Annotated in this window: 8 protein-coding genes and 2 pseudogenes; all 10 read left to right on the top strand. The window is 68.8% G+C overall.

Annotation, left to right across the window (positions count from 1 at the left end):
- The first annotated feature begins 16 nt into the window (after positions 1–16).
- Positions 17–1,231, top strand: a complete 1,215-nt coding sequence (locus tag QP165_RS05710; RefSeq protein ID WP_333994344.1) for an FtsW/RodA/SpoVE family cell cycle protein — start codon at positions 17–19, stop codon at positions 1,229–1,231.
- A 2-nt stretch (positions 1,232–1,233) separates the two neighbouring features.
- Positions 1,234–2,385: an undecaprenyldiphospho-muramoylpentapeptide beta-N-acetylglucosaminyltransferase gene (gene murG / locus QP165_RS05705; RefSeq protein WP_443019267.1), complete on the top strand. Its 1,152-nt coding sequence runs from the start codon at positions 1,234–1,236 to the stop codon at positions 2,383–2,385.
- Positions 2,382–3,813: pseudogene (murC, locus tag QP165_RS05700) on the top strand (UDP-N-acetylmuramate--L-alanine ligase). The gene murG and the pseudogene murC overlap by 4 nt, the downstream one beginning before the upstream one ends.
- A pseudogene (gene murB / locus QP165_RS05695) lies at positions 3,756–4,730 on the top strand (UDP-N-acetylmuramate dehydrogenase); the annotation flags it as partial. The pseudogenes murC and murB, both read left to right, overlap by 58 nt.
- Before the next feature lie 108 nt (positions 4,731–4,838).
- Positions 4,839–5,792, top strand: a complete 954-nt coding sequence (locus QP165_RS05690) for a D-alanine--D-alanine ligase (RefSeq protein WP_333996956.1) — start codon at positions 4,839–4,841, stop codon at positions 5,790–5,792.
- Positions 5,789–6,748, top strand: a complete 960-nt coding sequence (locus tag QP165_RS05685) for a cell division protein FtsQ/DivIB (RefSeq protein ID WP_333994343.1) — start codon at positions 5,789–5,791, stop codon at positions 6,746–6,748. Before QP165_RS05690 ends, QP165_RS05685 begins: the two co-directional genes overlap by 4 nt.
- Before the next feature lies 1 nt (position 6,749).
- Positions 6,750–8,012 (top strand): cell division protein FtsA, encoded by a 1,263-nt coding sequence (ftsA, locus tag QP165_RS05680; protein WP_056016117.1) that lies wholly within the window; start codon positions 6,750–6,752, stop codon positions 8,010–8,012.
- Positions 8,013–8,126: 114 nt separating this feature from the next.
- Positions 8,127–9,755 (top strand): cell division protein FtsZ, encoded by a 1,629-nt coding sequence (ftsZ, locus tag QP165_RS05675; RefSeq protein WP_333994339.1) that lies wholly within the window; start codon positions 8,127–8,129, stop codon positions 9,753–9,755.
- 112 nt (positions 9,756–9,867) lie between these two features.
- On the top strand, positions 9,868–12,126 hold the full coding sequence (locus QP165_RS05670; RefSeq protein ID WP_333994337.1) for an SPOR domain-containing protein: 2,259 nt from the start codon (positions 9,868–9,870) through the stop codon (positions 12,124–12,126).
- Positions 12,123–13,289, top strand: a complete 1,167-nt coding sequence (locus QP165_RS05665) for a deoxyguanosinetriphosphate triphosphohydrolase (RefSeq protein WP_333994335.1) — start codon at positions 12,123–12,125, stop codon at positions 13,287–13,289. Before QP165_RS05670 ends, QP165_RS05665 begins: the two co-directional genes overlap by 4 nt.
- Position 13,290: the final 1 nt, after the last annotated feature.

Below are 13,290 nucleotides of genomic sequence, written 5' to 3'. Positions count from 1 at the left end.
TGCTAGGACCATCGATATGGGGGCACAACGGACCGGGATTGTCGCGAAGATGAAGCGGCGTGGCGGCCGCGGCGACCAGTCGCCGCTGGGCACGTGGTTCTGGGACATCGACCGGATGCTCCTGCTGCTGACGCTGTTCCTGATCGCGATCGGCCTGATCGCCGTCGCCGCGGCGTCGCCCGCGACCGCGGTTCGCTATTCGGGCGAGCATCACAAGCTGACGCCGCTTTATTATTTCTGGCGACAGCTGATCTGGGTCGGCGTGTCGATGCCCGTGCTGTTCGGCGTGTCGATGATGCCCGTGTCGATGGCGCGGCGGATGGCATTGACCGGGGCGGTCGTGCTCGTCGCGATCCTTGCGGTGACGCCATTCGTCGGCGCCGAGGTCAATGGCGCGCGGCGCTGGATCGGCTTCGGCTTTGCGCAGTTCCAGCCGTCCGAATTCCTGAAACCGATGTTCATCGTCACCGTCGCGTGGCTGTTATCGCTGCGCGCGAAGGACCCCGAGCTGCCGACGGTGCTGATCACCGGTGCGCTGACCGGCGCGATCGCCGTCCTGCTGATGCTCCAGCCCGATTTCGGGCAGACGATCATCTATTGCACGGTCTGGATGGCGCTGTTGATGATCGCCGGAACGCCGCTGCGCGTGATGGCCGGGCTGGTCGCGTGCGTCCCCGTCGGACTGGGGGCGGCGTACATGTTCTATGGCACCGCACGGTCGCGGATCGACGCGTTCCTGTTCCCCGGCGTCGACGGCGAGGGCGCATCGGATCATTTCCAGACCAATGCCGCGCACCATACGCTGACCGCAGGCGGCTGGACCGGGACGGGGCCGGGCGGCGGCGTCGCGAAGTTCGGGCTGCCCGAGGCACACACCGACTATATCTTCTCGGTGATCGGCGAGGAATTCGGGCTGATCGCGTGTTCGGTGATCGCGGTGACGTTCCTCGCGATCGTCGTCCGCGTTTTCGTCAAGCTGCTGGACGAGCAGGATGAATTCAAGCTGCTCGCAGCGGCGGGGCTGGCCACGCAGTTCGGCGCGCAGGCGCTGGTGAGCATGGCGGTCAACACCGGCCTTGCGCCGTCCAAGGGCATGACGCTGCCGTTCATCAGCTATGGCGGGTCTTCGATGATCGCGTTGTCGATCGGCATGGGGTTGCTGCTGGCGTTCACCCGGCGCAATCCGTTTCTCACGCGGAGCCCGTATGTCGTCCGCTGGAGTGGGGAATGAGTGTGAATCAGCGTCCAAGGCATTTCGTCCTGGCAGCCGGCGGGACCGGCGGACACATGGTGCCGGCAGCGGCGCTCGCGGCCGAACTGACCAAGCGCGGCCACCGTGTCGCGTTGGTCAGCGACGAGCGCGGCGTACGGTTTCCGGGCCTGTTCGAGGGGATCCAGACGCATGTCCTGCCGGCCGGCCGTCTCGGCGGTGGGCCGCTTGGCTGGGGCAAGGCGATGCGCGAGATGTGGCGTGGCCGGACGATGGCGCGCGAACTGTACCGGACGTTCAGGCCCGCCGCCGTGATCGGGTTCGGCGGCTATCCCGCGCTGCCCGCGCTGCTGGCGGCGTTCGCAGACAAGATCCCGACCGCGGTGCATGAGCAGAATGCGGTGCTGGGGCGGGTCAATCGCTTCGTCGCGCGCCGCGTCGATGCGATCGCCACCTCGTCCGAGCCGACCGAGCGGCTGGCGCCCAAGCTGCTCGCCAAGACGCATCTGGTCGGAAATCCGGTGCGCGAGGCGGTGCTGGCGCTGCGTACGCGCCCGTATCCGCTGCTCGAGGAGGACGGGATCTTCCGGATCCTCGTGACCGGCGGAAGCCAGGGGGCGAGCATCCTGTCGCAGGTCGTGCCCGACGGTCTGGCGATGCTGCCGGTGACGCTGCGTCGGCGGTTGCAGGTGACGCACCAGGCCCGGATCGAGGATATCGACGCGGTCCGGAAGAAATATGCCGAACATGACATTCCCGCCGAGCTCGCGACGTACCTTCCCGACATGCCCGAGCAGCTTGCCTGGGCGCATCTGGTGATCGCGCGCGCGGGGGCGTCGACGATCTCCGAACTGACCGCGGCGGGGCGTCCGGCGATCCTCGTCCCGCTGCCGGGCGCGACCGACGACCACCAGACCGCGAACGCGCGCGAGATCACGCGGGCAGGCGGCGCGCGGACGATCGCGCAGGGAGACTTTACCGCAGTGGAACTGGCCAAGCAGATGCAGAAACTCGGGCTCGACCCGGCCGCGTTGCAGAACGCGGCGGGACGGGCGCGCAGTTGCGGACGGCCCAATGCCGCGAGCGATCTGGCGGATCTGGTCGAGAGCCTCGATGCGCCCGTGTCGCGGGTTCCGGTCGGTGCGCCGTCCAAGCCAAAGGCGCAGTTCGCATGAAGGGTGTCGCAACGGATATCGGCACGATCCATTTCGTCGGCATCGGCGGGATCGGCATGTCGGGTATCGCCGAGGTGATGAAGAATCTCGGCTACCGCGTGCAGGGCTCTGACGTCGCCGAGGGCTATGTCGTGCAGGGGTTGCGCGACAAGGGCATTCCGGTGGCGATCGGCCATGCCGCGGCGAATATCGGCGATGCCGCGGTGGTCGTCGTGTCGACCGCGATCGTGCGGTCGAACCCCGAGGTCGAGGCGGCGCTGAACGCGCGCGTGCCCGTGGTGCGGCGCGCGGAGATGCTCGCGGAGCTGATGCGGCTGAAGTCGACGGTTGCCGTGGCGGGGACGCACGGCAAGACCACGACGACGTCTATGGTCGCCGCGCTTCTCGATGCGGGCGGCGTCGATCCGACCGTGATCAATGGCGGGATCATCAACTCCTACGGGTCGAACGCGCGACTGGGTGCGAGCGACTGGATGGTGGTCGAAGCGGACGAGAGCGACGGCAGCTTCCTGCGACTGGACGGGACGATCGCGGTCGTCACCAACATCGATCCCGAGCATCTCGATCATTACGGATCGTTCGACGCGGTGAAGGATGCGTTCGTCGAGTTCGTCGAGAACGTGCCCTTCTACGGCGCGGCGTTGCTGTGCCTCGATCATCCCGAGGTGCAGGGGATCCTGCCGCGCGTGCGCGACCGGCGGATCGTGACCTATGGCTTCTCGGCGCAGGCGGATGTCCGCGGCGTCGAGGTCACGCCGATCCCGGGCGGCAACCGATCTCGATTGCGTGGTGCGGACGCGCGACGGTGCGACGCGGACGATTGCGGGAATCGAGATGCCGATGCCCGGGCGGCACAACGTCCAGAACGCGCTGGCCGCGATCGGCGTCGCGCTTGAGCTTGGCATCGAGGATGCGACGATCCAGCAGGGCTTTGCCAAGTTCGGCGGCGTCAAGCGGCGGTTCACCAAGGTGGGCGAGGTTCCGGTCGAGGGTGGCGGCGTGGCGATCATCGACGATTACGGGCATCACCCGGTCGAGATCCGCGCGGTGCTGGCTGCGGCTCGCGAGGGGGCGAAGGGGCGCGTGATCGCGGTCGTGCAGCCGCATCGCTATTCGCGGCTCGGCAATCTGATGGAGGATTTCCAGACCGCGTTCAACGACGCCGACCGGGTGCTGGTGACCCCGGTCTATGCGGCGGGAGAGGTGCCGGTCGAGGGTGTCGATGCGGCGGCTCTGGTCGAGGGGCTGAAGCGGCGCGGGCACCGGTTTGCGGGCGTGGTCGCGGATGCGGAGGCGCTGGCGGTCGAGCTGGCGGCGACGATCGAGGCGGACGACATGGTCGTCTGCCTTGGCGCTGGCGACATTACCAAATGGGCGGCCGGGCTCGCGGATGCGATCGCGGTCGAGCGCGCGAAGGTGCCGGCGTGAGCTCTGCATCTCCTTGTGTCCCCGCAATGGCGGGGACCCAGACTGGGCTCCCGCCGTCGCGGGAGAGCATCAGGGGGAGCGTCGAGGCTGGTGGGTCGCTCGCGGACTTCATCTGGTTTCGGACCGGTGGGCCGGCCGAGTGGCTCGTGCGGCCTGCGGATGTCGCGGATCTGGCCGGGCTGTTGAAGACCCTCGATCCTGCGACGCCGGTTCTGCCCGTTGGCGTCGGCTCCAACCTGATCGTTCGTGACGGGGGTGTGCCGGGGGTCGTGGTGCGGCTGCCCAAGGCTATGGCGAAGGTGTCGGTCCAGGACGGTCGCGTCCGCGCAGGGGCGGGGGCGATGGGGATTACGGTTGCCAGCGCCGCGCGCGATGCGGGGATCGCCGGGCTCGAGTTCCTGCGCGGGATTCCGGGGACCGTGGGCGGTGCTGTGCGGATGAACGCGGGGGCCTATGGGCGCGACGTCAGCGATATCCTGATCGAGGCGACCGTCGTCACGCGAGACGGCGCGGTCGAGACATGGCCCGCGGCGCGGTTCGGCTATGTGTACCGGCATTCGGACCTGCCCGCGGGGGCGGTGGTGGTCGAGGCGGTATTTTCGGGCACGCCCGGCGAGCCTAGCGTCATCGGTGCGGAGATGGACCGGATCGCCGCCGAGCGCGAGGCGTCGCAGCCTTTGCGGTCGCGGACCGGCGGATCGACGTTCAAGAACCCCGAGGGGCACAAGGCCTGGGCGCTGATCGACGCGGCCGGGTGCCGCGGGCTCACGCGCGGCGACGCACAGGTGAGCGAGAAGCATTGCAATTTCCTGTTGAACCTCGGGTCCGCGTCGAGCGCGGAGATCGAGGCGCTGGGTGAAGAGGTACGGGACAAGGTGAAGGCGCATTCTGGGGTGACGTTGGAATGGGAAATCCAGCGGGTGGGTGTCGCCCGTCATCCTGACGAAAGTCAGGATCCAGAGCCAAAAGCGGCGCGCTCGGTAACTCTGGATCCTGACTTTCGTCAGGATGACGGGGGTGGCGAAGTGAGCGGTCCTCTTCACATCGCGGTGCTCATGGGCGGTTGGTCGGCGGAGCGTGAGGTCTCGCTGATGTCGGGCAATGGCTGTGCCGATGCGCTCGAATCGCTCGGCCACCGCGTCACGCGGATCGACATGGGGCGCGACGTTGCCGCCAGGTTGGCCGAGGCTCAGCCCGATCTCGTGTTCAACGCGCTCCACGGGACGCCCGGCGAGGATGGCTCGGTGCAGGGGCTGCTCGACCTGATGGGGGTGCGCTACACGCATTCGGGGCTCGCGACGTCGGTGATCGCGATCGACAAGGTGCTGACCAAGCTGCTGCTCGTGCCCGCAGGGATTCCGATGCCGGGCGGGCGGATCGTCAAGTCGGCGGACCTGTTCGAGGGCGACCCAATGGCGCGGCCTTATGTCCTGAAGCCGGTCAACGAAGGGTCGTCGGTCGGCGTCGCGATCGTCACCGATAACAGCAATTACGGCAACCCGATCGCGCGCGACGCGGTCGGGCCGTGGATCGATTTCGAGGAGTTGCTCGCCGAGCCCTATATCCGCGGGCGCGAGCTGACGACCGCGGTGCTCGGCAACCGTGCGCTCGGCGTCACCGAGTTGAAGCCCAAGACGGGCTGGTACGACTATGAGTCGAAATACACCGACGGGATGACAGAGCATGTCTGCCCGGCGGAGATCCCCGACGAAATCGCGGACGCGTGCAAGAGCCTCGCGCTTGAGGCGCACCGGCTGCTCGGCTGCAAGGGCGCGTCGCGGTCGGATTTCCGCTGGGATGACGAGCGCGGGGTCGACGGGCTGTTCCTGCTCGAGGTGAACACGCAGCCGGGGATGACTCCGCTCAGCCTCGTTCCCGAACAGGCGCGGCACATCGGCATGAGCTATGCCGAGCTGGTGCAGGCGATCGTCGATGAGGCGCTCGCCGATCATCCGCTGGCGCAGGCCGGCGCGCCATGAGCCGGACGATCAAGCGCGGTCCGCCGCCCAAGCGGCCCGCCCCGCGGCGAAAGGTCGCGGTCAAGAAGGTGTCTGTGCTCGACCGGCTGGTCGGGATGCTGCCCGTCAGCGAGGAGACGCTGAAGAAGATCGCGACCTGGTCGATCCTCGGCGCGGGCGGCGCGGTCGTGATCGCCGCGGCGACGTGGATCGGGATCCCGGGGATGATCGGCGGCGCGATGGCCGAGGGCGCAGGGCGCGCGGGCTTCAAGGTCGACCAGATCGAGGTGACCGGGCTCAAGCGGATGGACCGGATGTCGGTCTATGCGGTCGCGCTCGACCAGCAGTCGCGCGCGATGCCGCTCGTCGATCTCGAGGCGGTGCGGCAGAAGCTGCTGCGCTATGGCTGGATCGCGGACGCGCATGTGTCGCGGCGGCTGCCCGACACGCTGCTCGTCGATATCGTCGAGCGGACGCCCGCGGCGGTTTGGCAGGACAATGGCAATTTGACGCTGATCGATGCGTCGGGCGTATTGCTTGAACCGGTGCAGCCTGATGCCATCCCGAACCTGCCGCTGGTGATCGGGCCGGGGGCGGACCGGCAGGAGGCGTCGTATCAGGCGCTGCTGGGCGCGGCGCCTGCGCTCAAGCCGCGCGTGAAGGCGGCAACCTGGGTCGGCAATCGCCGCTGGGACCTGACGTTCGAAAGCGGCGAGACGCTGGCGCTCCCCGAGGACGGCGCACCGCGCGCGCTGGTGAAGTTCGCCGAGCTCGACGGGGCGCGGCCGCTGCTGGGGCGCGGCTGGATCCGGTTCGACATGCGCGATCCGACCAAGCTGGTCGCGCGCAAGCCGGGGGCCAGTCTCGCGCATAGCGTCGACGTGCCGGCACCGGTGACGAGCGAGACGAATTCGAGCGACATACAGACGACGCCGTCGCAAACGGCGGGCGCGGGCGCAACGGGCGGGGAGGGATGACATGGCGAAGGTGGCACCGGAAGGGCTGATCACGGCGCTCGATATCGGGTCGTCGAAGGTTTCGGCGATGATCGCGCAGAAAGGGGACGGGGGCGAGCTGATCGTGCTCGGCACCGGCCAGCGCGAGAGCCGCGGCGTCAAGCGCGGCTATATCGCCGACATGGCGACGACCGAGGCCGCGGTGCGCGAGGCGGTCGAGCAGGCCGAGCGGATCGCGGGCATCAACATCGAGAATGTCTGGGTCGGGTTCTCGGCCGGCGGGCTGGTGTCCGACGTCGCCGAGGTCGAGTTCGAACTGGGCGGCCACCGCGTCGAGCAGCAGGATATCGATGCGCTGCTCGCCGCCGGGCGCAACTCGATCGATCCGCAGGGGCGGATGGTGCTGCACGCGCAGCCCGCGCTCTACACGCTCGACGGGCTGACGGGGGTGAAGACGCCGCTCGGGCTGCATGCCGACCGGCTTGGCGTGCATATCCATGTCGTCGCAGCGGACGGGTCGCCAGTGCGCAACCTCGATCTGTGCGTGCGCTCAGCGCATCTCGAGGTGAAGTCGATCATCGCCTCACCGGTCGCGACGGGGCTCGCGTGCCTCAGCGACGAGGAGCGCGAGCTCGGCGTCGCGCTGGTCGAGATGGGGGCGGGGATCACCAACGTGTCGCTGTTTGCGGGCGGGATGCTCGTCGGGCTGACCTCGATCCCTATCGGCGCGCAGGACATCACCGACGACATCGCGAGCGCATTCGGGACGCGGCGGCAGAATGCCGAGCGGATGAAGTGCTTCCACGGATCGGCCAATGCCAGCCCGCGCGACAATCACGACATGATCCCGGTCATGCCGATCTCGGCCGAGGACGGCGCGGGCGAGGGCGCGCAGATCACCAAGGCGCAGCTGATCGGCGTGATCCGCCAGCGGCTCGAGCATCAGATGGGGGAGGTGCGCAACGCGCTGACCACGCTGAAGTTCGAGGGGCCGGTCGGGCGGCAGGTCGTGCTGACCGGCGGCGGCGCCGAGCTGAAGGGGATCGCGGATTATGCGCAACAGGCGCTCGGACGCTCGGTTCGGATCGGCCGACCGCGCGGATTGACCGCCCTGCCAGAGGCGCATGGCGGACCGGCGTTTGCGACGCTAGCGGGACTGGCCTTCTATGCGGCGACCGATCCGGTCGATCTGCGCGGGATCGCGTCGCAACGGACGATCGTCCACCGGCCGAAGGGAATCGGGATGGTCCGCAAGTTGATTCAGGCGGCCCGCGCGAATTATTAAGAGTTTCGAAGCGGCTGGCGCTATTTCGGCTGGAACAGCCGGTGGCGTTGGTGCACACAGGTTAATCAGGGGCCCGGCCGTAGCGTATCACCGGGATGGGCGGAGAAGCAGGCGATGAGCATCGAATTCCTTAGTCCCGAAGTGGACGAGCTGGCCCCCCGGATCGCAGTGATCGGGGTCGGTGGCGCGGGCGGTAACGCGATCGCGAACATGATGAGAGCGGACGTGCAGGGGGTCGACTTCCTCGTCGCCAACACCGACGCCCAGGCTCTCAAACAGTCGACCGCACCGCAGCGGATCCAGCTGGGCACCAAGATCACGCAGGGTCTCGGCGCCGGTTCGCGTCCCGAGATCGGCCGCGCGGCCGCCGAGGAGACAATCGACCAGCTCGCCAAGATGCTCGAAGGCGCGCACATGTGCTTCATCACCGCGGGCATGGGCGGCGGCACCGGCACGGGTGCGGCGCCGGTCATCGCCAAGGCGGCGCGCGACATGGGCATCCTGACCGTCGGCGTGGTCACCAAGCCGTTCGCATTCGAGGGCAATCGTCGCGCCAAGTCGGCCGATGGCGGGATCGAGGAACTGCAGAAGTACGTCGATACGCTGATCGTCATCCCGAACCAGAACCTGTTCCTGATCGCCAACGCGAACACGACCTTCAAGGAAGCGTTCTCGATGGCGGACGAGGTGCTGCAGCAGGGCGTGCGCAGCATCACCGACCTGATGGTCATGCCGGGCCTCATCAACCTCGATTTCGCCGACGTCCGTTCGGTGATGCAGGAAATGGGCAAGGCGATGATGGGCACCGGCGAGGCGAGCGGCGACAACCGCGCGCTCGAGGCCGCGCAGAAGGCGATCTCGAACCCGCTGCTCGACGGCGTCAGCATGCAGGGTGCCAAGGGCGTCATCATCTCGATCACCGGCGGCGACGACATGCGCCTGCTCGAGGTCGACGAAGCCGCGAATCACATTCGCGACCTGGTCGATCCCGATGCCAACATCATCTGGGGCTCGGCGTTCAACCAGGAGCTCGAGGGCAAGATCCGCGTCTCGGTCGTCGCGACCGGGATCGACGCGGACGCCAAGCCCGCCGTCGCACCCGAGCCGACGCGCTCGTTCAGCTTCGGCATGGGTCGCAAGAATGACGAGACCACGTCCTTCCGCCCGAGCGACGCCGCGGGCCAGTCGACCGGATCGGCCCCTGCGCCGATCGCCGCCGATGACGAGCCGCTCGACCTGTCGAGCGCAGACGCGGTGAACGACGGCGGCAGCGGCGACGAGCTCGTTCTCGGCAGCGAGACGATCGTGCAGGCCCCTGCGGCGCAGCCCCAGGCCAAGCCGCAGCCGGCACCCGCGCCGGCGCAGCCGATGGCACGCGCGCCCCAGCCCCAGGCGCCGAGCTATACGCCCGCACCGCGTGCCTATGCCGATGATCGCTACGCGCCGGCGCCCGCCGTGCCGTCGACCCCCGCCGCACCGCAGTCGGCGTCACCCGTGACGCCGCAATCGGCGCCCGCGCCGACGCCTGCCGCGGACGAAGGTGGTGCACGTCGCCGCTGGCTTGCGCCCGGCGCCGAAGGTGCACCCGAGGGTGTCCCGGCGGCACCGCGCGTCAAGCTGGGCGGCACGTTGTTCGAGCGGATGTCGAACGCCGCCCGTGGCGCAGCCAAGGACGACGCCGATACCGCGCCGCAGGATCCGCTCGATATTCCGCGGTTCCTGCATCGTCAGAACAACCAGTAGGACTTTTTGCGGCAGGCGCGCCGGTTCACCGCCGGCGCGCCCCGCTTCGGCGCGCTGCCCGCAACCGGATATTGCCGGTTGAGACGCGTTGGGGTCTAGCAACGGGCTTCCCATGACTCGCTTGTCCCATCACATCCTGACCGCCAGCCTGGCGCTCGTGCTTGCCGCCGTTCCACAGGCGGTTGCAGCGCAGGAGGTCGTCCAGCCGCTGCCCGGGACGACCGACGCGGATCGGCTCGCGGATACGATGCGGCAACTCGCGTCCAATCCGCGCAACGTCGATGCGCTCGTGCGGGCGGGCGAATTGTCGCTGGGGCTTGGCGATCTGAGCGGTGCCGCGGCGTTGTTCGCGCGCGCCGAAAAGGTCGATCCGCGCAACGGCCGGATGAAGGCGGGGATGGCGTCGATCCTCGTCCGGTCGGAGCGGCCGGGGCAGGCGCTGCGCTATTTCGCGCAGGCCGAGGCGTTCGGATTGCAGCCGCGCTTTTTCGCCTCGGATCGCGGACTCGCCTATGACCTGATCGGCGAACAGGATCGCGCGCAACGCGACTACCGTGTCGCCTTGCGCGATGCGAGCGACGACGAGACGATCCGCCGCTATGCGCTGTCGCTTGGCATATCGGGGAAACGCGACCTCGCGCTGAAACAGCTCGATCCGCTGGTCCTGAAAAAGGATCGCGGAGCGTGGCGCGCGCGCGCGTTCATCCTGGCGATGAGCAACGATCAGCGCGGCGCGGAGACGATCGTGACGACGATGATGCCCGGCGCTGCGGCGCAGGGGCTGCAACCCTTTTTCCAGCGGCTGCCGACGCTGTCGCCCGCCGACCGCGCGTTCGCCGTGCATTTCGGCGAAGTGCACACCACGCCGCAGCGGATCGCCGATGCGCGGCTGACGCCGGCCTTGCCCGTCATGGGCGTCGATCCGACCGCACCCGTGATGCTCGCTCAGGTTCAGCCGCAGGCGCTGCCACAGGCGACGGCATCGGCGAATGCCGGTCGACGGGAGAAATCGCGTGACCGTCGGGGTCGGCAGGCCTTGCCCGGGCGCGTCGAGATGGCGGCGGCCGTGCCGGTGCCTGCAACCGTCGCGCCGACAGCCGCGGCTGGCGTACCCGCGACCGGCAGCGCAGCCGGTACGCGCGTCGCCTCGACTGCGGGTGTTGCATCGCCGGCACCGTCCACCCCGCCTGCATCGACGCCTGCAGGTGGCGCCACGCAACTCGCGAGCGTGCAGCCGCTTCCCCGCGCGACGGCGCCCGTGACCGCGCCGACGCAGCCCGGCTCGGTCGCCGCCCCGGCGTTGCCATCGTCGACGCCCGCGCCGGTATTCGTCCAACCGCTGCCCGTGCGGCCACCCGTCGCGCTGGCGGGCTCGTCGACGCGCGCGCCCGGTGCCGCGCTGGCAACTGCGCGGCCGTCGACCACCGTGTCGACGCCGACGCCGTCGGGTACGCTGCCGGAGACATTGACCGCGCAGATGGCGGCGCTGCCCGCGTCGTCGGCAGGCACGCCGATCGTGTCGCGCGCGGGCGCGACCGTGGTCGCTGCCGAACCGGTCGCGTCCACGCCTGCGCAGGTGGCTGCGGCGCCAACGCCGACGCCAACCCAAACCGCCACGACCTCGCCGACGCCCGGCTTCACGTCGGCCGCTCCGGTCGAGCTTGCGGCCAACACGTCGCGTATGCCGACCCGAGCGGTTACGGCGAGCGAGGACTCGATCCTTGCGCGTATCGTCGCGAGCCTGTCGATCCCGGCATCCGAGCTCGACGTTGCGCCGCTTGCACGCTCCTCCGCGGCGCAGCCCGCGGCGGCTGCGGGAGCAGCTCCCGTACCCGACGACGGAGCGCGCGTGGTCGCCGAAGCACAAGCCAAGGCCGCGCGCGACGCGCTGGCCGATCGTGCGGCGGCGGACGCGCTCGCAGTGACGAAGGCGGCCGAGGCCAAGGCTGCGCGAGCGAAGCTTGCCGCGGACAAGAAGGCCGCCGATCGCAAGGCCGTGGCGGACAAGAAGCTGCTCGCCGAGAAGAAGGAAGCGGCCGAGAAGAAGGCGATCGCCGACAAGGAAGCGGCGGAGGAGAAGCGCATTGCGCGCGCCAATCCCGAGCGGATCTGGGTCCAGGTGTCGACCGGCGCGACCGAGGGTGATCTTCCCAAGGCGTGGAAGAACGTAAAGGCCAAGGCGCCTGCCGTGGTCGGTACGCGTGGGGGCTGGACGACACCGTGGCGCGCGACGAACCGCGTGCTGGCCGGGCCGTTCAAGACCGCGGCCGAGGCGCGGACGTTCGTCAACGCGCTCGCCAAGGAAGGGGTCTCGACCTTCTCCTTCACCAGCGACGCGGGTCAGGTCATCACGAAGTTGCCCGCGAAGTGAGGCCGCACGCGCCCTGGGCATCGGACCCGGCGCGCAGCAAAGGTCGGCTTCACGAGGAACAGAACGGGACCGTCCGTGGTCCGCGCGATGCATTCCAGCGCGACCGCGACCGGATCATCCATTCGATCAGCTTTCGCCGGCTGCGTCACAAGACGCAGGTCTTCATGGCACCCGACGGCGATCATTTCCGCGTCCGCCTGACGCACAGCCTCGAGGTCGCGCAGATCGGTCGTGCGGTCGCGCGGACGCTGGCGCTCAACGAGGATCTGACAGAGGCGCTGTGCCTGGCGCACGATATCGGCCATCCGCCGTTCGGCCACGCCGGCGAGGACGCGCTGAAGATCGCGCTGACGGGGCGGGGCGGGTTCGATCATAATGGCCACACGCTGCGGACGCTGATGGAGATCGAGCGGCCCTATCCGCGGTGGAACGGCCTGAACCTGACCTGGGAAACGCTTGAGGGGCTGGCGAAGCATAACGGGCCGGTGCGGCATCCGGGCTGGGCACTGCGCGCGGCGGACGACGCGTTTCCGCTGGCGCTCACGAGCTTCTCGTCGCTCGAGGCGCAGGTCGCGGCGATCGCGGACGACATTGCGTATGACAATCACGACATCGACGACGGATTGCGCGCCGGACTGCTGACGCTCGACCAGCTGATGGCAGTGCCGCTGATCGCGCGCGGCTGGGGCGACGTCTGCGCGCGCTTTCCGGACGTCGATCCCAAGCGGCTGATGGGCGAGCTCGTCCGGTCGCAGATCGGGACGATGGCCAACGACCTGATCGCTGAAACGCAGGCGCGAATCGCGGCGAGCGGCGTGGGGAGCGTCGAGGACGTACGCGCGGCGGGGCAATGCCTCGTCGGGTTCTCCGCCCAGATGCGCGAGGAGGAACGCGACCTCAAGCGCTTCATGTACGCCAATCTCTATCATCATCCGCGGCAGATCGCCGCGGCGGAAGCGGCGCACGGGATCGTGACGGGGCTGTTCGCGGTGTATCACGACGATCCGCGCGCCATCCCCGAGGAATGGCGCGAACGCCTGCCCGAGAGCGATCCCGACCGGAGCCGGCACATTGCCGACTTCATCGCGGGGATGACCGATCGCTATGCGATCTCGCGGTATCAGGCGTTGATAGGGCCGATCGACCTGCCCGAGGGCTTCTGAA

It is taken from the genome of Sphingomonas sp. 22R3R2A-7, assembly GCF_036856055.1.
GTDB lineage: Bacteria > Pseudomonadota > Alphaproteobacteria > Sphingomonadales > Sphingomonadaceae > Sphingomonas.
The sequence above is the reverse complement of the archived record's forward strand: the minus strand, read 5'-3'. Positions and strand labels throughout refer to the sequence as shown.

What these genes read in the sequence shown, in the direction of transcription:
- ftsZ (WP_333994339.1), top strand. Translation starts at nt 8,127, where the DNA reads ATGAGCATCGAATTCCTTAGTCCCGAAGTGGACGAGCTGGCCCCCCGG.
- QP165_RS05710 (WP_333994344.1), top strand. Translation starts at nt 17, where the DNA reads ATGGGGGCACAACGGACCGGGATTGTCGCGAAGATGAAGCGGCGTGGC.
- QP165_RS05670 (WP_333994337.1), top strand. Translation starts at nt 9,868, where the DNA reads ATGACTCGCTTGTCCCATCACATCCTGACCGCCAGCCTGGCGCTCGTG.
- QP165_RS05685 (WP_333994343.1), top strand. Translation starts at nt 5,789, where the DNA reads ATGAGCCGGACGATCAAGCGCGGTCCGCCGCCCAAGCGGCCCGCCCCG.
- ftsA (WP_056016117.1), top strand. Translation starts at nt 6,750, where the DNA reads ATGGCGAAGGTGGCACCGGAAGGGCTGATCACGGCGCTCGATATCGGG.